Source organism: Desulfosporosinus sp. SYSU MS00001 (assembly GCF_049943955.1).
Lineage (GTDB): Bacteria > Bacillota > Desulfitobacteriia > Desulfitobacteriales > Desulfitobacteriaceae > Desulfosporosinus.
Window position 1 is genome coordinate 1 of the sequence record NZ_JBNFTW010000016.1, and the last position, 22,149, is coordinate 22,149.

At 41.3% G+C, this 22,149-nt stretch carries 21 protein-coding genes and 1 pseudogene; 19 read left to right on the forward strand and 3 right to left on the reverse strand.

The genetic code is table 11. From position 1 onward, the window contains the following. From ACPUYX_RS19980 to ACPUYX_RS20030, 11 genes and pseudogenes are all read left to right on the forward strand, one after another. Nucleotides 1–397 (forward strand): hypothetical protein (locus tag ACPUYX_RS19980; RefSeq protein ID WP_426381368.1); only part of this gene is annotated, 397 nt, incomplete at its 5' end. A gap of 316 nt (nt 398–713) precedes the next feature. Beyond that, on the forward strand, nt 714–1,883 hold the full coding sequence (locus ACPUYX_RS19985) for a GGDEF domain-containing protein (protein ID WP_426381369.1): 1,170 nt from the start codon (nt 714–716) through the stop codon (nt 1,881–1,883). A 19-nt stretch (nt 1,884–1,902) separates the two neighbouring features. After that, nucleotides 1,903–2,145, forward strand: a pseudogene (locus ACPUYX_RS19990) (DUF169 domain-containing protein); the annotation flags it as partial. 126 nt (nt 2,146–2,271) lie between these two features. Then, nucleotides 2,272–3,450, forward strand: a complete 1,179-nt coding sequence (locus tag ACPUYX_RS19995; protein WP_426381370.1) for an NlpC/P60 family protein — start codon at nt 2,272–2,274, stop codon at nt 3,448–3,450. A gap of 272 nt (nt 3,451–3,722) precedes the next feature. Continuing rightward, the gene (gene buk, locus ACPUYX_RS20000; protein ID WP_426381371.1) at nt 3,723–4,787 is read left to right on the forward strand and encodes a butyrate kinase; all 1,065 of its coding nucleotides are present in this window, start codon (nt 3,723–3,725) and stop codon (nt 4,785–4,787) included. Between the two features lie 42 nt (nt 4,788–4,829). After that, entirely contained in the window at nt 4,830–5,747 is a 918-nt protein-coding gene (locus tag ACPUYX_RS20005) for a bifunctional enoyl-CoA hydratase/phosphate acetyltransferase (RefSeq protein ID WP_426381372.1), read from the forward strand. Between the two features lie 82 nt (nt 5,748–5,829). Continuing rightward, on the forward strand, nt 5,830–6,498 hold the full coding sequence (locus tag ACPUYX_RS20010) for a hypothetical protein (RefSeq protein ID WP_426381373.1): 669 nt from the start codon (nt 5,830–5,832) through the stop codon (nt 6,496–6,498). Nucleotides 6,499–6,512: 14 nt separating this feature from the next. After that, entirely contained in the window at nt 6,513–6,734 is a 222-nt protein-coding gene (locus ACPUYX_RS20015) for a 4Fe-4S dicluster domain-containing protein (protein ID WP_426381374.1), read from the forward strand. Between the two features lie 7 nt (nt 6,735–6,741). Beyond that, entirely contained in the window at nt 6,742–7,803 is a 1,062-nt protein-coding gene (vorB, locus tag ACPUYX_RS20020) for a 3-methyl-2-oxobutanoate dehydrogenase subunit VorB (RefSeq protein ID WP_426381375.1), read from the forward strand. Then, complete coding sequence (locus tag ACPUYX_RS20025) at nt 7,800–8,558, forward strand: thiamine pyrophosphate-dependent enzyme (protein ID WP_426381376.1); 759 nt, start codon at nt 7,800–7,802, stop codon at nt 8,556–8,558. Before vorB ends, ACPUYX_RS20025 begins: the two co-directional genes overlap by 4 nt. Then, nucleotides 8,555–9,106, forward strand: coding sequence for a 2-oxoacid:acceptor oxidoreductase family protein (locus tag ACPUYX_RS20030; protein WP_426381377.1), 552 nt, complete (start codon nt 8,555–8,557; stop codon nt 9,104–9,106). Before ACPUYX_RS20025 ends, ACPUYX_RS20030 begins: the two co-directional genes overlap by 4 nt. A 346-nt stretch (nt 9,107–9,452) precedes the next feature. Here ACPUYX_RS20030 and ACPUYX_RS20035 read toward each other — a convergent pair whose 3' ends face one another. Further along, complete coding sequence (locus ACPUYX_RS20035) at nt 9,453–9,632, reverse strand: hypothetical protein (protein WP_200903134.1); 180 nt, start codon at nt 9,630–9,632, stop codon at nt 9,453–9,455. A gap of 40 nt (nt 9,633–9,672) precedes the next feature. Further along, complete coding sequence (locus ACPUYX_RS20040) at nt 9,673–10,515, reverse strand: SPFH domain-containing protein (RefSeq protein ID WP_426381378.1); 843 nt, start codon at nt 10,513–10,515, stop codon at nt 9,673–9,675. Nucleotides 10,516–10,927: 412 nt separating this feature from the next. Here ACPUYX_RS20040 and ACPUYX_RS20045 point away from each other — a divergent pair, with 412 nt between their 5' ends. The 5 genes from ACPUYX_RS20045 to ACPUYX_RS20065 all read left to right on the forward strand — a co-directional run bounded on the left by ACPUYX_RS20045 (nt 10,928) and on the right by ACPUYX_RS20065 (nt 15,601). Then, complete coding sequence (locus ACPUYX_RS20045; protein ID WP_426381379.1) at nt 10,928–11,797, forward strand: SDR family oxidoreductase; 870 nt, start codon at nt 10,928–10,930, stop codon at nt 11,795–11,797. A gap of 326 nt (nt 11,798–12,123) precedes the next feature. Continuing rightward, nucleotides 12,124–13,107, forward strand: coding sequence for a 4Fe-4S binding protein (locus ACPUYX_RS20050; protein ID WP_426381380.1), 984 nt, complete (start codon nt 12,124–12,126; stop codon nt 13,105–13,107). Between the two features lie 305 nt (nt 13,108–13,412). Further along, nucleotides 13,413–14,987: a methylenetetrahydrofolate reductase C-terminal domain-containing protein gene (locus tag ACPUYX_RS20055; protein WP_426381381.1), complete on the forward strand. Its 1,575-nt coding sequence runs from the start codon at nt 13,413–13,415 to the stop codon at nt 14,985–14,987. A 25-nt stretch (nt 14,988–15,012) separates the two neighbouring features. Next, the gene (locus ACPUYX_RS20060; RefSeq protein ID WP_426381382.1) at nt 15,013–15,330 is read left to right on the forward strand and encodes a DUF6951 family protein; all 318 of its coding nucleotides are present in this window, start codon (nt 15,013–15,015) and stop codon (nt 15,328–15,330) included. 76 nt (nt 15,331–15,406) lie between these two features. Beyond that, complete coding sequence (locus ACPUYX_RS20065; protein ID WP_426381383.1) at nt 15,407–15,601, forward strand: hypothetical protein; 195 nt, start codon at nt 15,407–15,409, stop codon at nt 15,599–15,601. A 93-nt stretch (nt 15,602–15,694) separates the two neighbouring features. Here the strand turns inward: ACPUYX_RS20065 and ACPUYX_RS20070 are convergent, their stop codons facing one another. After that, on the reverse strand, nt 15,695–17,788 hold the full coding sequence (locus tag ACPUYX_RS20070; RefSeq protein WP_426381384.1) for a glutamine synthetase III: 2,094 nt from the start codon (nt 17,786–17,788) through the stop codon (nt 15,695–15,697). A 574-nt stretch (nt 17,789–18,362) separates the two neighbouring features. Here ACPUYX_RS20070 and ACPUYX_RS20075 point away from each other — a divergent pair. The 3 genes from ACPUYX_RS20075 to ACPUYX_RS20085 all read left to right on the forward strand — a co-directional run bounded on the left by ACPUYX_RS20075 (nt 18,363) and on the right by ACPUYX_RS20085 (nt 22,095). Then, on the forward strand, nt 18,363–19,226 hold the full coding sequence (locus ACPUYX_RS20075; RefSeq protein WP_426381385.1) for a response regulator: 864 nt from the start codon (nt 18,363–18,365) through the stop codon (nt 19,224–19,226). A 105-nt stretch (nt 19,227–19,331) separates the two neighbouring features. Beyond that, nucleotides 19,332–20,654: a dicarboxylate/amino acid:cation symporter gene (locus ACPUYX_RS20080; RefSeq protein ID WP_426381386.1), complete on the forward strand. Its 1,323-nt coding sequence runs from the start codon at nt 19,332–19,334 to the stop codon at nt 20,652–20,654. Nucleotides 20,655–20,799: 145 nt separating this feature from the next. Continuing rightward, nucleotides 20,800–22,095, forward strand: coding sequence for an ATP-binding protein (locus tag ACPUYX_RS20085; RefSeq protein ID WP_426381387.1), 1,296 nt, complete (start codon nt 20,800–20,802; stop codon nt 22,093–22,095). Nucleotides 22,096–22,149: the final 54 nt, after the last annotated feature.

A 22,149-nucleotide genomic window follows, 5' to 3' on the forward strand; every position in this document is an offset into this window, starting at 1 on the left:
GACTGCCAAATATGGCAGTCTATCTGTGTTTCATGAAAGAAATGAAAGATATCTACCGGGGTTACACCCGTTCGGATCCACATTGCAGGAGAATGTTTCACAAGTCGCAATGTGGCGAAAACCTCGTACTTCGCCACAAAGTGATTCTCTGGGGCTGGTGGCTCGGCGAAACCCTCCACCGGAGGCTTTCGTGCTTTTCGTATACCGAACACGGAAGTTAAGGGTCCACACTGCAGGAGAATGCGTAACGGGACGCAGTGTGGCGAAAGGCTCATCAGCCTTTCGTTCCAGGGTCGATAATACTTGGGGCATAGCCCCTGGGAAAGTAGGTCATCGCCAGGTAAAACACAAAAGAGACTGTCTCTGCCGAGGTAGTCTCTTTTGTGTTTTATTATAATCTATCTGAGCTTATTAAAACTAAACGGCTTTGCGAGAACAAGATGAAACGAAATCTAGAGTAACAAAATGCTCTGGATTTTTACTTATATAGGCAATAAAAGGAGACAATGATAATTTTTCAAACAATTTGTTCTGGTACAATGGTATAATTAAATTCGGATGAGATATTAGGCGTAGGTGCAAAAAAAAATAGTACTATAGGAGAAATTCGCAACAACATTGATTAAATTTGGATAGAAGAAAAACGTTAGTGTAATATGTAAAGGCAGAAGAAAGCTATAATCGAAATTTATCTAAGAAAAAGGATCACATTTATGATTTTAAAAATACTATTTCTTATGAACCTGTCGATTTATCTCGTGGTAGCTCTATCAATGCTGATTTATTGGAAGACCCAAAAGACCTACCCTGGTTTTGGCTCCTGGACAGTGTCACACATTCTAGCAGCTGTAATGTGCTTCCTCGTTCTTGCACGTCCTATAATTCCAGTGTTCTTTTCAATCGTTGTAGGAAATTCCTTAGCTGTTTCAGTAATGCTAGTCCGTTATGAAGGAGTAAGACACTTTACAGGCAAGGTAGAATTCGATAAACGAAACCTTATCTCTTTACTAGTTTTTATAGTTATAATTACTTATTACACTTTTGTCGATAACAGTCCGCTTTTTCGTTTATTCTCGCTTTCTTTTTGGCTTACATGCTATGCAGGACTTATTGCCTTTAATCTCATTCAAAAAAGCACTTCTTCTAATAGGTTGACATCGTGGACCATTGGCTTATTACATTTAGTCTATTGTATATTCCTAAATGCTCGTACTTACTTATGGATAATCAATCCTGCTGACCGAGATACTTTAGCCCCGGTGCCTATAAATATCATATTCAGCTTTGCGGAACATATTTTGGTAATAATGATTGCTATTTCCTTCCTGATGTTGAATATTCAGTGCTTGACAAGTGACTTATTTGAATCCCAAAAAGAGTTGGAAAAACTTGCAACCACCGACTCCCTCACAGGAATCAGCAATCGCCGGAAACTCATTGAGCTAGGGAAAAACGAGATGATACGTTCATGTCGTTTTCAGCACCATTTCTCAGTTGTAATGTTTGATATTGATCATTTCAAGAATATAAACGATGCCTTTGGTCATCCTGCAGGGGATAAGGTTTTGATCGAGTTAACCAATATATTACAAGCAAATATCCGTGAAAGTGATTATTTTGGACGCTTAGGGGGGGACGAATTTCTAGTGCTTTTCCCCGAAACAGATATTCACGAATCCTATTTGATTGCTGAACGCTTACGTCTTTCAATAGGAAACCATTCTCTTCAATGGGAAAACAATCAACTCTGGGTTACTATAAGTATTGGCATAGTAGAATTATCCGAGAATGATCTAGATTTCGATCAACTACTTAAACGTGTAGACGCAAACCTTTACAAAGCGAAGCTAAAAGGTCGTAATACCACGTTCGGTGTATATTGAGTCAACATTAGTGACCTAGGACAATGTCAAAATAGAGTTTGGTGCCGGCTGTCATCAGTCCGTACTTTATGCACTAGAGCAAGAGGAGGCAGATGATTCAAAGTGCATTGTAGGATTAACATGCCCCTCGGCACGTAAATTCATTAACTAAGATCTTTCATTCAGTATTCTTTAATAACGTTTTTTAGCTTTAGAAGTGCAAGTCAATGAGAGCTTTTTGACAAAAGAAACGTGGTTACCAATTGCGTTATGGGTTGAATAGTTTTATCTATTGGATATTTCAGGTGCTAACTTAAACTCTTCTGGACAAATTTTGAATTCTTTGACAAGGAATTTAGAGATTTGTGGCGAATTCTTAATTATTAAGGATCGTTGAGGAGTTTGATGGATGAAAAAGAAGTTATTTTTATATAAGTCAGCAGTTGTAACAACAGTCGGTACCTTTTTACTCGTATCTTCAGTTATTCCAGTACAAGCAGATGATTTGCATCAACAGTTAATTCAATCACAGCAGCAAGTTGAGTCATTAAATGGGACCTTGAGTGCACAAAAAGACAAAGTTTCAAAAGCTTCGGCACAAGTCTTAGGCCTCAAACAATCTGTTCAAGTTTTAAATGACAGCATTGCTCAACAACAAAAATTATTGAAGCAAGAGCAGAGTCATCTTCAGGATTTAGAAAATCAACAACAGAAACTTGAAGATCAACGTCAGGAACATGTAAAAGCTTTGGGGCAGTTCGTAAAAAGCAATTATGAAGATGGTGTAACGACTTACATTTCTGTTTTGCTTGATGCTACCAGTTTATCGGATTTCATAGATAGAGCAGAACAGGTTAAAATGATCGTAGGAACATATGGTAAAATCCAAAATGAAATAGCCACTCTGAATAAGTCCTTAGATGGCCAAAAGGACTTAATAAATCAAAAGAAAATGTCTATTCAATCGACAATCCAAGAAAAAACACAGTCTCAACAGTCTGTTCAAGTAGCTTTAGCCAAGCAGCAGCAAATTCTTTCACAGTTAAGTTCAGAGGAAAAAGCAACGCTCACCCAATCTGTAAATGCAAAGGCAAAAGTTAACAGGATTCAACAATTAATACAACAACAAGAGATAGAAGCTGCTAATGCTGCGAGAGACCCAGGGGCTATTGGACGGGGTGATGCTGGTGGGGTATCTGGGACAGTTGCTGTTTCCGGCGGCGCAGGGCAAATCATAAGCTATGCTTCTCAATTCATGGGAATTCCTTACGTCTGGGGAGGGACTTCTCCGTCTCCAGGATTTGATTGTTCGGGATATGTTCAATATGTATATCGTCATTTTGGCATTTCCTTAAGTCGTACTTCTGAAGGACAGTTTACAAATGGAGTAGCCGTTTCCAGATCAGATTTGCGTCCAGGGGATTTAGTGTTTTTCCATACTTATGCCTCTGATGCATCACACGTTGGGATCTATGTTGGAAATAATACAATGCTTAATTCTTCTAACGGCGGTGTTTCTTATGATGATATGACAAATTCATATTGGTCAGTACGTTACTTAGGAGCTCGTCGTGTAATCGCTCAATAAAATTTGAACACGCCTAAAATTTCATGAGATTGTAATTTGCTCATTGAAATTTAATGGCGTGTTATTTTTTTAGGCACTCTGAAATCAAGAGTGCCATTTTAAATACCATATCTCGTATGACGGGAACCACTGACAACAATAGGAAGCATGTCTTTTCGGCGATTTATGTTATAATTAAACGTATACTTAATATTTAGTCAATAATTTATTCGATCATTTTAAGTTGTCAGCTGATATAGGCTGATAGGATTAATTATCGAAGGAGGATACGTTTGAGAGTACTCGTTATAAATCCAGGGTCGACATCGACGAAAATTGCGGCTTTTGAAAACGAAACATGTCTCTGGAAAACGGGAATTGACCATCCGGCTCAAGAAATTGAAGGTTTTGCTCGGGTTGGAGACCAATACGAATATCGAATTACAGCTGTTTTGAAAACTCTGGCCTTAAAAGATGATGCCCTGGAAACTTTTAACGCTATAGCGGGACGAGGTGGCTTGCTTGCTCCCCTGATCGGCGGCACTTATTTTGTAGATGATAACCTTGTCCGCGTTTTACAGGATGCACCGGGCGGAGAACACGCATCGAATCTAGGGGGAATTATTGCCTACCATCTCGGTCGACGGATTAATGTACCTGCTTTTATTGTTGACCCAGTTGCTGTTGATGAAATGGAGCCTCTTGCACGTTTTTCCGGGCTGCCGGAATTACCTCGTATAAGTCTGTCACATGCCTTGAACATGAAGGCTGTTGCCCGTAAGGTTGCTCGTCAGATAGGAAAAACTTATCAGGAAGTCAATTTTATTGTAGTCCATTTAGGTGGAGGGATTTCTGTTGCCGCTCATTATAAAGGCAGGATGATTGATGTTAATAACGCCAATAGTGAAGGCCCATTTTCTGTGGATAGATGCGGTACTTTACCTGCTTATCAACTTGTAAAACTCTGTTATTCAGGTAACTATAGTGAACAGGAAATGCTGAACAAAATTACCAAAGAAGGCGGCATGTTTGCGTATCTTAAGACAAAAGATGCCCGTTTGGCGGAAAAGCGGATGAGCGAAGGTGACTCTCAGGCAAAATTGGTATTAGAAGCACTCTGTTATCAAGTTTCTAAGGAAATCGGCGCTATGGCCGCCGTTATGGCCGGCGACGTGGATCGAATCGTATTGACCGGCGGACTTGCTCATTCACAATTCATCATTGAAGAAATCAGTCGACGAATAGCTTTTATTGCCAAGGTAGAAGTGGCTCCTGGAGAAGAGGAAATGGAAGCTCTGGCTTTAGGGGCTTTAAGAGTTTTAAAAGGTGAAGAACAGGCGCTGGTTTATCAGGCATAAATCTATGGCGTGAACCTTTGGACTGAAAATGGAGTGATAACATTGCGGTATTCCGGGTTTGAGTCCCTGCTCGAAAAAGCAAAAAGTATGGGGCGGACGAAAGTAGCAGTTGCTGCCGCCGCTGATAAAGAAGTTTTAGAAGCAATTAAGCTTGCCGAAATAGAAGGCCTTATTTCTCCTCTTCTGATCGGGGATACAGAAGTCATTAAACAATATGCCGCAGAAATAGAATTTAGGTTAGACCAGACAGAGCTAATCCATGAACCAAATCCTATTCATGCGGCCCATAAAGCGGTAGATGCTGTCATTGACGGACAAGCTAGTTTTTTAATGAAAGGCTTAATTAATAGTTCTGATTTTCTTCGGGCAGTTTTAAGACCGGAAAGGGGGCTAAGAACAGGCCGTCTGCTCAGTCATATGGCTGCCTTTCAAATACCGGGTTATACCCGCTTGCTTTTTGTAACGGATGGCGGAATGAATATTGCTCCGGACTTAAAACAAAAGAAAGAAATTTTAGAAAATAGCCTATTGTATTTAGAAGGAATTGGAATGGAATTGGTCAATGTTATTGTTTTAACTGCCAATGAAGTTGTAAATCCTAAAATGCCGGCAACCGTTGATGCTAAGGCATTAGAAGAAATGAACCTAAACGGAGAGTTTCCCAATGCTGTGGTGGAAGGCCCTCTAGCCCTTGATGGTGCAGTCAGCGCAGTTGCTTTAAAGCATAAAGGAATTTCCAGTAGGATTAATGGAAATGTTGACTTGTTTTTAGTACCTTCGATTGAAGTTGGAAATGTCATGGGGAAGTCTCTGGTTTATTTCGCAGGCGCAACGATGGCCGGAATTATCCTGGGTGCTCAAGTTCCCATAGTTTTAACGTCACGAAATGATACTCCAAGAAGTAAACTAATGGCCTTAACGATGGCTGCCTTAAGTCAAAAAGGACAGAGGTTGCTCTGACTAAGATCAGTCAACTAACTTTTACTGGGGGGGTAAGTGTACGTCAGAAATAAATCTACTTGATCGCAGAATTGTAGTTTTAATGGGAGGATATGGTGCCGGCAAAACCCAGCTGACCATAAATTTAGCGTACCAATGGGCAAAAAAGAATCAACGAGTAGCTTTGGTAGATCTTGATTTGATCAATCCTTATTTTCGTTCGCGGGAAGCTGCAATTCCTTTGGAAAACGCTGGAGTTGAAGTGATCCGTCCACAAGGTGATTTAGCGTTGGCTGAAAATCCCTCGCTAACTCCCCAAATTGAAGGTGCCTTAAGAGATACGAACAAGCGAGTTCTCCTTGATGTTGGAGGGAATGAAACCGGCGCGACTGTAGTTGGACGATATCACACCTTTTTGGAGAGAGAGGATGTTGCAGTTATTCAGGTCCTTAACGTGTTTCGTCCCTTCAGCAGTACTCTGGAGGAAATTGAAAACTTGAGACGAGACATGGAACTTAAATCGCACTTGAAGGTTCAAGGGTGGATTAATAATTCTAACCTGCAAGAGTGGACGACAGTAGGAGATTGGCGTAAATCTGAAGAACTTTTGCATGAACTAGAGGCTCAAACTAAGATACCAAAGGTTGCCTGCGGGATGAATCCGCAATGGGCTGAGAACGTGGGTCTTCCTTGGGAAGCTGATTGGATTCCCGTTCAGCGGTTCTTAAATCTTGGCTGGAAAACTCCGGGGAAACGTTCATCTATCGAGTAAAGGAGGAGAGTTTGATGAAGAATCTTGTTAAAATTAACGTGGAACGCTGCAAGAGTTGTGGCCTCTGTGTCCATACTTGTCCTAAGAAGATCTTAAAGATCGGTGACAAGGCAAACAGTAAGGGCTTTTATGCTGTAGAAATGACCGATCAAAGCTTATGTATAGGTTGCGCTTTTTGTGGTTTAATCTGTCCTGACCTGGCTTTAGAAATTTATCGTGAGGAGAAAGGAGAGTGAGTCTGGTATGGCAATGTTAATGAAGGGAAATGAAGCAATCGCCGAAGCTGCGATTCAAGCGGGCTGCCGCTTATTTTATGGGTACCCGATCACTCCTTCAACTGAAATTCCGGAATATATGTCCAAAAAAATGAAAAACTCAGGTGGAACCTATTTACAAGCGGAGAGTGAAGTGGCTGCCATAAATATGGTCTATGGTGCAGGAGCAGTCGGCGAACGAGTCATGACAGGAACCTCAAGCCCCGGCTTTAGTTTAATGCAAGAAGGACTTTCCTATCTGTTTGCTGCAGAAATTCCTTGTGTCATTGTAGATGTTATGAGAAGCGGGCCGGGATTAGGTGGTTTAGGTCCCACACAAGCAGACTATTTTCAACTAACAAAAGGCGGCGGTCATGGAGATTACCACAGTATCGTTTTAGCCCCCGCATCAGTTCAGGAAATGGTGGATTTAACGAAAGAGGCCTTTGATATCGCAGACTATTATCGGAATTTAGTGATTATCGCTGTCGATGGGATTTTGGGACAAATGATGGAACCGGTGGAGTTTCCCCCTTATCATGGTAGAACGCTAAGTCCGAAAACCTGGGCTGCAAGCGGAGCTGAAGGGCGGCCCAAAAATAATGTAATTAGTTATTATCTCACCCCGGATCTGGGCGAATCGGAAAACCTTCGCTGGGGTCAAAAAATATCCCTAATGAAAGAATCCGAACAACGTTTTTCTGAGTATCTCATGGATGATGCCGAATTTGCATTTGTGGCCTTTGGGACAAGTGCCCGTATCACTGAAACAGCTGTGGACATGCTGCGGGAAGAAGGCATAAAAGTTGGTCTCTTCCGGCCCGTTACATTATGGCCTTTCCCTGAAAAAGGTCTTTCAGCTCGATTACCTCAGATTAAAGGTTGGATGAGTGTAGAGCTCAGTTCTGGGCAAATGGTGGAAGACGTAAAGCTGATCGTAAACGGTCAAGCACCAGTTGGCTTATGTAAACGTCAAGGCGGTATGACTCCCGAGCCGGAAGAGGTTGTAGATGCCTTTAAGAAACAATTATTAGGGAGGGGACAGGGATGAAAACGATTTTCGCTAAGACGTCAGGTCTAACTGAACGACCCTTTCATTATTGTCCAGGATGTACCCATGGGATTATTCATCGCTTGATCGGTGAATTATTGGAAGAAATGAATCTAATTGAAAAGGCGATAGGCGTAGCTCCTGTGGGATGTGCCGGTTTTTGTGAAAACTACTTTTCTTGTGATATGATCGGTGCTGCACACGGACGTGCGGTTGCGGCAGCGACAGGAGCTAAAAGAGCCCGTCCTGATCGTTTTGTTTTTACCTATCAGGGAGACGGTGACGGTGCCTCCATTGGACTTGCTGAAACGGTATCTGCAGCAGCCCGCGGCGAAAAGATAAGTTCCATTTTTGTCAATAATGCCATCTATGGAATGACAGGAGGACAAATGGCCCCAACCTCTCTGGTAGGACAAAGAACATCGACCTCTCCGTACGGTCGAGATGCGGTAACGATGGGTTTCCCATTAGATCTCCCAAAGATTTTGACCCAAGTCGAAGGGGCAGTTTACGTAGCTTCAGTATCTGTCGAAAGTCCACAAGCTATTAAAGAAGCAAAAAAAGCTCTGAGAAAAGCCTTCCAAATTCAGTTGGATGGTTTAGGATACTCTTTCGTCAGTATACTTTCCACCTGTCCTACCAACTGGGGTGTTGATCCGGTTGAAGCATTAGATTGGTTAACGACAAAAATGAAACCCTATTTTGCCTTGGGTGAGCTGAAAACTCCAGCTCTGGAAGGAGGAAGCAATTCATGACTTCTGGAATAACAAAATATTTATTCGCGGGGTTTGGGGGCCAAGGGGTTTTGTTTATCGGCAAAGTTATGGCTCAGGCCGCTATGCTCGCTAAGCGTCAAGTTACCTGGATTCCTGCTTATGGACCAGAAATGCGCGGCGGGACTGCTAACTGTTCGGTAATTATCTCTAATAAACGGATTGGTTCTCCGACCGTGGGTAAACCTGATATCGCTCTGGTTATGAATGAAGCGTCCTATCAAAAATTTATTGCCAGCGTGGTTCCTGGAGGAACATTATACGTAAATTCCTCAATCGTACCGGATTTGCCGGGCAGAGACGATATTCAAATTGTTCGCGTTCCAGTGAATGATATTGCCCATGAAATAGGAGAGTCGAAGGTAGCCAACATTGTGATGCTGGGAGTTATACAAGCCTTGACTCCAACTCTTGAGGATGAGATTCTAATTAAGGCATTGGTTGAATTGGCTGGTAAAAAGCCCGAGCTAGCTGATTTGAATTCCAGAGCTTTCAAAGCTGGGATTGAGTACGCTCAAAAACATTTTTAAATGATCACTTTGTAAAATTAAACAAATAAACAAGTAAACAAAAAGTTTAGTAAGCCTTCCAATTGTATCAGTAGTAAAATTGGAAGGCTTGCTTTTTAATTTGCTTTGTATTTTCTTTCTTTATAAATAATCCAGATCCAATATTTCAAATACGGCCTCGCTATTATCCAGTTTTTAGGGACCCCCACTTCTATAAGTGGGGGTGGGTACTTCGTTAACTTCAGGTGGGGTAGAGTCCTCCTTCGCCGCTAAGTATTCCTATTGGGAAAGGCGACTCGGCAATACTGTCCACTGGACATTATTGTATCTGAAGTCCCGATGTTCAGCTTTTGCGTAAGCGAGTTCACTATGATTCTTGTTCCTTGGGATTGGCAGTAATCTCTTTTAGTCGGCCCGTTTTACGGGCTGCGTCACGGAGCAAATATTCCATATGGGCATTGACACTACGAAATTCATCAGCAGCCCATCGCTCTAGGACGGCATAGAGTTTAGGATCTATGCGAAGCAGAAATTGTTTCTTACTCATGGTTATCCACATCCGATGCTCCTGAATTAATGCGCAAGGATTAAGAATACACTGTTCCGGTATTTACGACGGGTTGAATAGAACGTTCAGATACTATGGATACAAGGAGATTATTAACCATTGATGCTTTGCGCTCATCATCAAGATCTATAACGCCTTCTTTTTCAATTCGCTCGATAGCCAGCTGCACTAAGCCAACTGCCCCTTCAACGATGATTTGGCGAGCTGAAAGAATCGCTGAAGCTTGTTGGCGCTGTAGCATTGCCCCTGCTATTTCTGTGGCATAAGCCAGATGGGTTAGACGAGTTTCGCTGACTTCAACTCCAGCAAGGATGAGCCGCTGTTGAAGTTCTTTCATCAATTCATCGGATACCTCTTCCGGATTCCCGCGTAAGGAGATATCATTACCTTCGAAATTATCATAAGCATAGCGAGTTGCGACATGGCGTAAGGCGGTTTCACTTTGAATTTCTACAAATTGTTCATATTTTTCTACGTCGAAAATGGCCTTTGCAGTGTCAACTACTCGAAAAACAACAACGGCTGCGATTTCAATCGGATTCCCTTCGATATCATTAACTTTTAAGGTTTTACTGTTAAAGTTGCGAACCTTTAAGGAAATCCCTTTACGTGAGGCCAAGGGAATACTTAGCCAAAGCCCCGGTTTACGAATAGTGCCAAGGTAATTTCCAAAAAATACGAGGGCATAGGCTTTATTTGGTTGTACGACAATAATCCCTGTTCCCAATATAAGAGCTGTGATAAGGAGCACAGTCCCAATTAGGTTCTTTTGGATTATTAGGGCGATTCCTCCAATTAAAAGGGCAAGCATACAAATTAGAGCCAGATACCCGTTGACAGCCCAAGCCTTTTTCTCAAACATAGTGATAAACCTCCTTAAACTAGGTATGGATACCTTAGAATTTTTTGCATCGCAAGTCTTTCGATACCAATATGATATCACTTTTATATAACAAGATAAAGCCTTAATTTTATTAAGTTTTTAAGACCCCCACTTCTATAAGGGGGGGGCCCTTGTTAACTTCAGGTGGAGTAGAGTCCTCCTTCGCCGCTAAGTATTCCTATTGGGAAAGGCGGCTCGGCAATAATGTCCACTGGGCATTATTGTTCTGAAGCCCCGATGTTCAGCTTTAGCTGAACGAGTTCACTCTGATAAATGGAAGAATTTAAGCGAGAGATAGTCCATAGAAAGAGGATTAATAATGACCATAATTGGTCATTTTATTATCGTTCAATCAATGGGAAAAACGAACAATAAGAAAGGAGTCATTTAAATGACCCAGGGTAAATTGCCAAAACCGACCTTTCCGGCCCAGCTTCAAGAACAGCAGCCTGGCCTCGAGACGTTAATGAATCCATTACCTTTGGCTGAAGATCCGGCTTATAAAGGCAATGGCAAGTTAAAAGGAAAAGTAGCTATTATTACGGGTGGAGACAGTGGCATTGGAAGAGCTGTCTCTATAGCTTTTGCCAAGGAAGGCGCCGATATTGTCATTGTCTATTACAATGAACATCTGGACGCGAATATAACGAAAGCCCGAATCGAAGAATTAGGAAAACGCTGCTTGCTTATAGCTGGTGATATTGGCGATGAATCGTTCTGTCAAGGGGTTGTAAATACTACTCTTCAGACCTTTGCTCAAATAGACATTTTGGTGAATAATGCCGGAGAACAACATCCTCAAAACAGTTTGCTTGATATATCGAGCAATCAGCTAGAGCGTACATTTCGCACAAATATATTTGGCTGTTTTTATTTAACTAAGGCAGTATTACCTCATCTTAAATCTGGAAGCACTATTATCAATACGACTTCGATTACGGCTTATGAAGGGCATGACCAACTCATTGATTACGCCGCTAGTAAAGGGGCCGTGGTTTCTTTCATCCGTTCGCTTTCCGAGTCTCTGTGCAAATTGGGAATCCGAGTTAATGGCATCGCTCCCGGTCCAATCTGGACTCCTTTAATTCCATCCACGTTTCAAGCGGAACAAGTAGCTGTTTTCGGCAGTACGGCACCGATGCAGCGAGCGGGTCAGCCGAAAGAATTAGCTCCAGCCTATGTTTTTTTGGCATGTGAGGATTCTTCGTATATTTCTGGACAGATTTTACATATTAATGGCGGTACAATAATTAATTCTTAAGTTTAGTATTATTATCATCAGGGCGATTTATCAAATAGTAAGAGAGGCTGTTTCAAAATGCATAAACGCCCCTCATTAAACAAGACCCTGCATAAATTGTGGTTTAAATCCACTTATATGTAGGGTTTTATTATAAAAACCGATAGATAAGTCTATCCTTCAGCGCGATAGCATTTCTTATTGGCCAGGCGCTTTCAGCGAAACTGTACATAGGACACTTTCTATGACAAATGCCCCTTAAAATTGTGACTTGTATCACATACTTTTAAAAACTTATTTGTTATAATAAGCTTTGATTGAATTATATCTTAGAAATGAGGGATTCCATGTTTTCTAAACTTAAAAATCCTATGTCATGGAGACATGGTGTTCAATTGTTCTTTGCGCTTATAGTAGCTTATATTGGTATTGACTTTATCATGTTTGTAAATCAAATAACAAAGCAGTCATCGGCAATTATAAATAGACCCCCCGGAGTTGAAGCCTTTCTGCCTTTAAGTGCTTTGGTTGGTCTGAGGGCATGGTTAGCAACAGGAAGATTCGACCCTGTCCATCCGGCAGGTTTAGTAATTTTTCTGGTAATCCTAGTAACTTCGCTTTTGTTTAAGAGAACATTTTGTTCCTGGATCTGTCCAATAGGAACCCTTTCTGAGGGGCTTGGAAAGATAGGACGAGCTTTATTCGGCCGAAATTTTAAAACACCTGTTTGGCTTGACCTTATTTTGCGTTCTTTGAAATATGTTCTCCTTCTCTTTTTTATGTTAGCCATTTTCTGGGGAATGAGTGGGACAGATGCCGCTTCCTTTGTTCAATCACCGTACAATAGAATATCAGATGTCATGATGCTCGAATTTATAGAACATTTATCTATTATTGGCTTTTCAGTGTTCGGAGTTTTGGCATTGCTTTCGGTCTTAATTGAAAATTTCTGGTGTCGATATCTTTGTCCCTATGGCGCTCTTCTGGGGGTGATTAGTTTTCTAAGTCCTGTTAAAATTACTCGAAATCAAAATACTTGTATCGAATGTGGAAAATGTACGAAGAGTTGTCCAAGCCGCATAGATGTTGCACATGAAAGTCGTGTCTTTTCTCCCGAATGTACGGGTTGCCTCAATTGTGTTCGGCAATGTCCTGTTAAAGATACATTAACATTGAAGGCATCTTGGGGAAAGAAAACACTTTCTATTCCTTTGCTTACAATAGCTATCCTTTCCCTTTGGTTGTTGGGCATTGTTATTGCTAAACTGACAGGTCATTGGAGATCTGATATGACTGTAGAAACCTATAAACAATTGTTGTTGATGCTTTAATCAATCCATGATTGTATTATCTATGCGGATTATAATATAATCATAATAAAGGATTAGGCAATGCTCGACAGTCGCGTACCTTGACTGTTGAGCATTATTTTTTACATAACAGTCATATTTTGGGGAATTCCCGAATAGTATTTTTGTTATAAGACTAGCTGATGACGACGACTTCGACAGAATAAATAGAATGTTATCTAAAGACTGAAAATTAAAGCTTAATTTATTGTCCAAAAAGAGGTATAATAAGATTAAAGTGGCAAGGTATGTACATGAATATCGAGGAAAGGGAGAGGAACTAAGAGATGGAAAACAAGTTCAAAGAATCACTACTCGACAAAAATACATTGTCAGTAACTTGGGAGCTTGTCCCGGGAAGAGGTGCCAATGAAAAACCCCAGGAAGTTGCCATTGCCTCAGCGGAACAAGCTGCTAAGGGAGGGAGAGTGCATGCTCTAACCATTACAGATAATCCAGGGGGTAATCCGGCAATCCTCGCTGATTATTTAGGAATGGATATTCTGAAACTTGGGATAGAGCCTCTTGTACACTTTACTTGCAAGGATAAAAATCGGAACCAAATGGAAAGTCAACTTTATGCTTTAGATAGAGCCAACATCCGTAATCTTTTAGTAATGACAGGTGACTATCCGGTATCCGGATTTAAAGGGCGTCCGAAACCTGTTTTTGACCTTGATCCTATAAATGCGCTTCAACTTATTACGGATATGAATAAGGGCCTAGAAATTCAAGGCATGAAAGGACCAATTTATCACAAAGCAAGTGATTTTTTTGCCGGAGCGGCAGTTTCTCCCTTTAAAGCTGCAGAGGCTGAACAAATGGTTCAATATTATAAAATGAAAAAGAAGATTGCCGGCGGAGCGCAGTTTATTGTCTGTCAACTTGGTTATGATGCACGAAAGTTCCACGAAGTTTTGCAGTTTCTAAAAGTTAACAACTACGATACGCCTGTCGTCGGCAATATCTATATCTTACCCTATGGTGCTGCTCGAATCATGAATCAAAACCAATTACCGGGATGTGTTGTAACCGATAAATTGTTAGCTGAGCTTGAGGCTGAAAAAGGTGCCCCGGATAAAGGGGTTGGAGCACGTATGCTGAGAGCGGCCAAAATGTATGCTCTCATGAAGGGAATGGGCTTTGCCGGTGTGCATATTGGAGGACATAATATCAAATATGAACAGGTTGAGTATATCATTGATCAAGGGGAAGAGCTAAGCAAAAATTGGCAGGATTATATTCGTGAATTCGACTATCCACAAAAGAATGGTTTCTATTGTTTCGAAAAAGATGAGAAGACAGGTTTAAATAGCGATCGTCCAACGAATCGTGCTAACCTGCCGCTGGATGCGCCTGTAAATTTTGGTTATACTATGATGCGCGGTATGCATGCCTTGATGTTTACTCCCAACAAAAAGTTATTCCCTGTCATGCGAAGTTTTTACCATGCTGCAGAAGGAAAGAAAAAGAGAGAAAAACGTCTGCATGCTCTTGAGCATATTGCCAAAGTCGTTATGCTTGATTGCAAGGATTGCGGAGATTGTGCAATGTTTGATATAGCCTATTTGTGTCCAATGTCCCAGTGCCCTAAAAATCAGCGTAATGGTGCATGTGGAGGAAGTTTAAATGGTTGGTGCGAAGTATTCCCAAATGAGAAAAAATGTATTTGGGTAAGAGCTTACGCCAGACTTAAAAAGTATGGGGAAGAAGCCAGTATTGATGTCCCTCCGGTTCCTCCAGCTAATTGGGACCTCTATCAGACGTCTTCTTGGTCTAATTTCTTTTTAGGGAAAGATCACTCTGCACCTATTTTAGGAATAAAGCGCCCAGAAAGTAAAGTTCCTCAGACTAAGAAATAATTCTGACAAAGTAAGGAGGGCATTTATGGCAACGGGAGTTATAAAAAGCGGTATTTGTGGCTTTACAATAACTGTTAAAGCATCGAGCGAGGGCGATGAGCATGTAAAATTGGAAATAACAAGTGATTGCCCAAATTTCCAAAAAATAGCCCCAGAATTAACGGAAGTCGATGCTTATCAAGAAATGTTTCATAAACTTCACACTGGGAAAGTTTATGAAGTGTTTGCCAAATATAGCCCTCACCCCAGTTGCCCTGGGCTTTCTGGGATTCTTAAGACAATTGAGGTTGCTTCTGGTTTAGCTCTTCAACAAACTGCAAGCATTACTATTTCCAAAGAATAATAAAGCGCGCTCCCTACTTGTAGTTGATAATCCTAGTAGGGAGCGCTTTTCTTTTTCAAAGAGTCGAATATAAAAAATGAATAGTGAACTCGTTCAGTTAAATCTGAACATCGGTGCTCCGGTGATGAAAGTGTCCTGTGGAAAGTTTTGCTGTAAGCGCCTAGCCAATAACAAATGCTATCGTGCCGAAGGAAGGATAGATTCTACCTCCACCGAAAAAATCGAAGGAATAGTAACCGTCATTATAGAGGTGAGGGTCTTAGAAGGATAAAAACTGAACTATAACTTTAAGAAACATAAAAAGGAGGGATTATGATGCATCTAAGCAGATAATCCCTCCCTAGAATTTATAGTGTTGTTATAATTAGAGCATGAACAACATTTGAGAATAGGTAGGCATTGGCCAGAGATCTGCATCAATCATAGTTTCAAGAAGGTCTCCGTCTTGACGCAGATCATTCATAGCTTTGAAAACAACATCGCGATAGAAAGAGGCTTGTTTAAAGGCATCTTCATTCTTGTCTGCTGCTTCTTGGGTACTTTTCTCCAGAACGTTCAATTTTGCTTGGAAGGATGCGAGCGTGGAGGAGACATTATTAAGCAGAGATTCTTGGACTGAAACATCGGCGGCACCGGAGGCTGATTTAATCGCATTAATTGAGTTCGCCAATTGAGTGGAGTATTTTACTCCCGCGGGAATAATTTGATGTTTAGCCATGTCAATCATGGTTAGTGCTTCGATATTGATCTGTTTGATATATTGTTCCATATTAATTTCGAAGCGAGATTCAATCTCGGTTTTATTCAGAACCTTGTGTTTTTCGTACAAGTCAATCGTTGATTGACGCTTAAGAACGAGTGAAGCATCAACGGTAGACGTAATATTGGGTAATCCGCGGCGTTTTGCTTCTTCAACCCACTCATCGGAATAACCATTGCCGTCGAAGAGAATCCGTTTGTGGTTTGTAGCTGTCTCACGGAGAATTTGCTTAAGTTCTGCGTTAAAGTCAGAAGCCTTTTCGAGACGATCAGCAAATTGGGAGAGGACTTCAGCTACAATCAAATTAAGAACAACGTTTGGCCCTGAAATTGATTGTGAAGAGGCCACCATACGGAACTCGAATTTGTTTCCGGTGAAAGCGAAAGGTGAAGTGCGGTTGCGGTCGGTAGAATCTTTACGGAAAGAAGGAAGTGTTTCAACACCACTTAATAGTTTATCGCCCTGGAGAGATCTCTTGAGACCGCCGTTTTGCAGCTGATTAAAGATATCGGTGAGTTGATCCCCTAAGAAAATTGAGATAATGGCAGGAGGAGCTTCATTCGCACCAAGCCGATGGTCATTTCCAGGAATTGCAGCAGATAATCTTAAGAGTTCAGCATAATCGTCTACGGCTTTAATGACTGCAGAAACAAAGGTGAGGAATTGGTAATTTTCATGTGGGTTTTTACCTGGGTCAAGAAGGTTGCTTCCATCATTGGTAGACATCGACCAGTTGTTATGTTTGCCTGATCCATTGACACCGGCAAAGGGTTTTTCATGGAGCAAGCAGACCAAGTCATGCTTAAGAGCAATTTTTTTCATGGTATCCATGATGATTTGATTATGGTCGGTGGCAATGTTTGTGGTAGTAAAGAGTGGGGCAATTTCAAACTGTCCAGGAGCAACTTCGTTATGTTGTGTTTTAGCGAGAACACCCAACTTCCAAAGTTCTACATTGACTTCACGCATGAAGGCGGCGACTCGTGTTTTAAGACTGCCAAAGTAGTGATCTTCAAGTTCTTGTCCCTTTGGAGCCATGGCACCAAACAAAGTGCGGCCTGTTAAAATAAGATCAAGTCGTTTATCAAAAAACTTTTTATCAACAAGGAAATACTCTTGCTCCGCACCGACTGTACTGGTGACTTGAGTGGAAGTAGTATTGCCGAAAAGCTTTAACATACGGATAGCTTGTTTTGAAAGTGCTTGCATGGAGCGCAAAAGAGGTGTTTTTTTGTCTAGAGCTTCTCCGGTGTAAGAGCAGAAGGCAGTAGGAATACATAATGTTAATCCACCGCCGTCCTCTTTAAGAAAGGCCGGAGAGGTGCAGTCCCAAGCCGTGTATCCTCTGGCTTCAAAGGTAGCCCGAATTCCGCCGCTGGGAAAGGAGGAAGCATCAGGTTCACCTTGGATGAGTTCCTTACCGGAAAACTCCATTACAACTCGTCCGTCACTTGTTGGAGAAATAAATGAATCATGCTTCTCAGCAGTTATGCCAGTCAGCGGCTGAAACCAGTGGGTAAAATGGGTAGCGCCTTTCTCAATTGCCCAATCTTTCATGGCATTAGCAACAACATCAGCGATGCTAGGGTCCAGAGGGAGTCCTTCTTCAATAGTTTTACGTAAGGATTTATAAGCGGCCTTCGGTAGACGTGCTTTCATAACTGTGTCATTAAAAACGTTTTCCCCAAAAATATCCATGTCTGTCTTTTCCCCTTCCTAAACTAGCAAAATTTCCTCAGATAAACAAAAAGACTCCCCCCTAAAGATTGAATTTCAAATCTTTAAGAAGAGCGTCATTGCTCCATCCAATATAGTCTTAATTTATCACGTTACATAAGATCTGACAAGAGTGAAATCAAAATAATACTGTATCCCTAAACAAAGGGCATGGTTTTATCCGGTTTTTAAGACCCCAACTTTTATAAGTGGGGGTGGGTCCTTCGTTAACTTCAGGTGGGGTAGAGTTCCTATCTGAAGCCCCGATGTTCAGCTTTAGCTGAACGAGTTCACTCTATGTAATAATAAGTGTATTTTAACAATCGTAAGAGGGGTAGAGTCCATCCTTTAGTGCGCGAATAGAATTTGTTATGGGTAAGGCGCTTACGGCGAAAGTATCCAAAGGACGCTTTCGTCACCGAAGCCTCGATGCTCACTTTTTAATAAGAAGAAAGTAGAGGATTTTGTTGATGATGCAAATTTAAGCTAATGTTTTGCACCAAGCTGCACACTTCGTTATAATGAGTGAGTATGATGAGCGAGAGGGGCTGGGTAGATGGCCGCAACGTTTGCCGTCGTAGATGATGATCTGGCGTCCCAACGTATGCTTGCGGATATTTTAAATACCAGAGGGGACGTAATTGCCGAATTTTCTTCAGGCCATGAGGCTCTGAGATTTTTTGAAAGTGGTCGCAGAGTAGATGTTTGTTTTATTGATCTCTTGATGCCGGACCTCTCAGGGATTGAAGTCGTTGAAAAAGTTCTCTCTATGTTTCCGGAGACCTTGTTTGTTATGATCTCCCAGGTTGAAGCAAAGACCTTAATGGCCAAAGCTTATACAGTAGGGATTGAGTTTTTTATTCATAAACCGATTAATCGTAACGAAATATTAGCAATTGCAGAACGTGTATTAGAAAAACAGCGTTTAAAATCCACTCTTGATCAGATCGAGAAATCGCTGGCGGAAATACGAGCTCTTAAACCAGTTAAAAGCTATCAACCGGATGAACAGATAATAAAGAAGAGGTTTCAAGGCATCTTCGCCGATTTAGGGATTGTTGGTGAAACAGGAAGCCGGGAATTACAAGCCATTGTTTTACGCTTCAAAGATCATGAAGAAGAGCTGGTAAATCTGCCCCTAAGATCAATCTATCAAGCAATTGCTGGAAATGAAGAAGAGATACAAAGCATTGAACAAAGGATTCGCAGGGTTATAAAACAAGCACTTGGAAACATTGCTTTACGAGGTCTGGAAGATTTCTATGATGAATATTTTGAACGGTATGCCTCGAAATATTTTGATTATGCTGAAGTCCGCGACCGTGTGCTGGAATTACGTCAGAAGCGAACAAGTTCGGCAAGAATCAATATCCGCAAATTTTTAATAGCTTTATATATGGATGTGCTTCATGATATCTAAATCTTATGCCTCCGGTAATGTTTGTCAGTTCCTGTAGGATTCTGTAGTCCTCATTGTATAGTGTTATCAGAAACTTTCGCAAAATTATTATCAGGGGGGGTTCTGATGACGGAACGAAAAAAAGTGGGACTGGCAACAAAAATCATTATTGGTTTGGCTCTTGGTGTTCTCTATGGATATTTTTTCCGCAACTATTCAGGATGGCTTAAACCCGTTGGAGACATGTTCATTCGCTCTATTAAAATGATCGTAGTCCCGATTGTCTTTTCCACGATTGTTATTGGTATCGCAGGTGTTGGTGACCTGAAGAAGGTGGGAAAGCTTGGAGGCAAAACACTTATTTATTTCGAGATCATCACAACGATTGCTATTTTACTTGGAGTAACCGTAGCCAACGTAACGAAACCCGGAGTCGGTATTAACTTAAGCAGCATCACAAAGGTTGATATTAGTGCTTACACCAGCACGGCAACTCATCACACGACAACGGACTTATTTGTAAACCTGATCCCTACAAACATCGTAGATTCCTTAGCCCGTGCTGATTTGCTGCAAGTTATCTTTTTCGCCGTTCTTTTTGGTGTGGCTTTGGCTGGAGTTGGGGAAATCGGTAAACCTGTCCTTCATTTCTTCCAGGGTGTTGCCGAAACGATGTTTAAATTGACAAATATCATTATGGCTGCTGCACCCTACGGAGTCTTTGCCTTAATGGGATTCACCGTCTCCCAGTTTGGTTTAGCAGTGCTTCTTCCTTTAGCAAAATTAGTAGGAATTCTCTATCTGACCATGGCATTTTTCGTGGTGGTGGTTTTCGGACTGGTCGCCAAGCTTGCAGGTATAAATTTATTCACAATGCTTAGAAACCTTAGTGCCGAGATGTTGATCGCTTTCTCAACGGACAGCTCTGAATCTGTTTTTCCAAGAATCCTGAAAAAAATGGAGCAGTTTGGAGTTCCTAAATCCATCGTTACATTTGTTGTTCCAACCGGTTATACCTTTAATTTAGATGGCAGTGCTCTTTATCAAGGGTTGGCCGTACCTTTTATTGCACAAATGTATGGAATTCATTTGACCTTTGTTCATACTTTAACGATTATTGCCGTATTGATGATTACTTCAAAAGGAATGGCTGGAGTTCCCGGAGTATCCTTCGTCGTTTTAGCATCGACATTGGCATCTACAGGTCTCCCGGTGGAAGGGTTAGCACTAATTGCCGGAGTTGACAGAATTATGGACATGGGGCGTACTGTAGTGAATGTCATCGGAGTTTCTCTTGCCTCAGTCGTTATGGCGAGACTTGAAGGAGTCTTTGATCGCTCAAGAGCAACTTATCCGTTACAACCATTACCAGAAGACATAGAAAGTAATCTTGGAGATCTTGATCAGCTTAATGAAAAATCATCGATGACAGAATCCTTTGCCAAGTGATCGCCAAAATAGTATAAAGTTATAAACTGCGCATTAAATTTGTCTTCAAAGCGTATACTAGAAACTATTTGAATATTGTTGTTCTTTTAGGGGATGTAGACTGGGGTTTCCGGCTCTGCATCCTCTTGCATCTGGAGGGTGTTACATGAATCTGGAGAAATGGGTGAACTGGTTAGCTAACTTGCAAAAAAAAATGCCGTTTGATACTCTGCGAGCAGCTCTAATCGCGGGAACGTATATTTTGGGTGAAATAGGCTTTTTCCCTTTTGGATCAACATTTCGTTTAGGATTAGGCAGTGTATTTTATGTTTTATGCCTCTACTCTTTCCCAAGATTAGCAACTCTCGCCAACGGTTGTTCAACAGGTATTGCAGTTGTATTTATCAGAGTTATCGTCGATCGTCTCATCTATGTTCGCCCATTATCCTGGCAAATTCTTCTCATGGAAAATGCGCCCGCTCTGATTTACTATCTAGCTTTGACAGGTGGAATTCTTGTTTCAAAAGTGAAGTATTGGAAAACCAATACCATAAAAACGAGTTTATATTTTATGGCCTTTGATTTTATTGCTAATCTATTAGAACTCGCTTTTACGGCGAATGTTCACACGACTTGGCATAGTATTTATGTCTTACTCCTGGGGGCAGGCGTAAAAGGACTATTTTTTCTAGCCTTTATTGCTACTACTGAGTTGTTTCGCCAAAGAATTTTGCAGGAAAAAGAAAGAGAAAAGTTTCAAGGGCAGCTTCTTATGGGAGCAACTCTTTATGCTGAAGGATTCTTTTTAAAAAAAATCATGAGAGAAATTGAAGAAGCAACGGAAAAAAGCTTTCAGCTTTACCAAGATTACTTACCGGAATCGGTTGGCCTTAGTCAGCAGAACGAGCTATTGAAATTAGCCGAGAAAATACATGAAATAAAAAAGGATACGCAACGCGTTTTTAGCAGTTTAGAATCGTTGATAGAACCTAACGATTACACAAGAATAGACCTCGGAGAGGCCCTGGACCTTGTAGTTGAGAGTCAGCAGCGTTATGCTCTTGCTCATCATAAAGAGGTACAGTGGCTGCGTTCATCGGGCTCCAATCATTACTTTGTTGAAAATTTCTTTCCTATATTAGTAGTCGTTAACAATATCCTGGCTAATGGGATAGATGCAATTGCAAGCTCGGGAGAAATTGCTGTCGTGTGGCATGTACGAAAGGGGACCTTGTATCTGCATCTTGGCAATACGGGAACACCAATTTCGCCGGACGTTCAAGAATTAATTTATTTGCCGGGATTTACTACGAAATACTCAGATTCGGGAACTGCATCGACAGGAATTGGACTTACCCATGTGCTTCATGTTTTGGGTGAAGTAAAGGGTACAGTAAGCATCAGTGAAACTGAAGGCAGACTAATCTGGACTTGGTTTCATGTTCAGCTGCCAATGGTTTAGAACGTTCGGAAAATAATTATTTGTATTCCAGCAATTTATGCGGATATAATTATA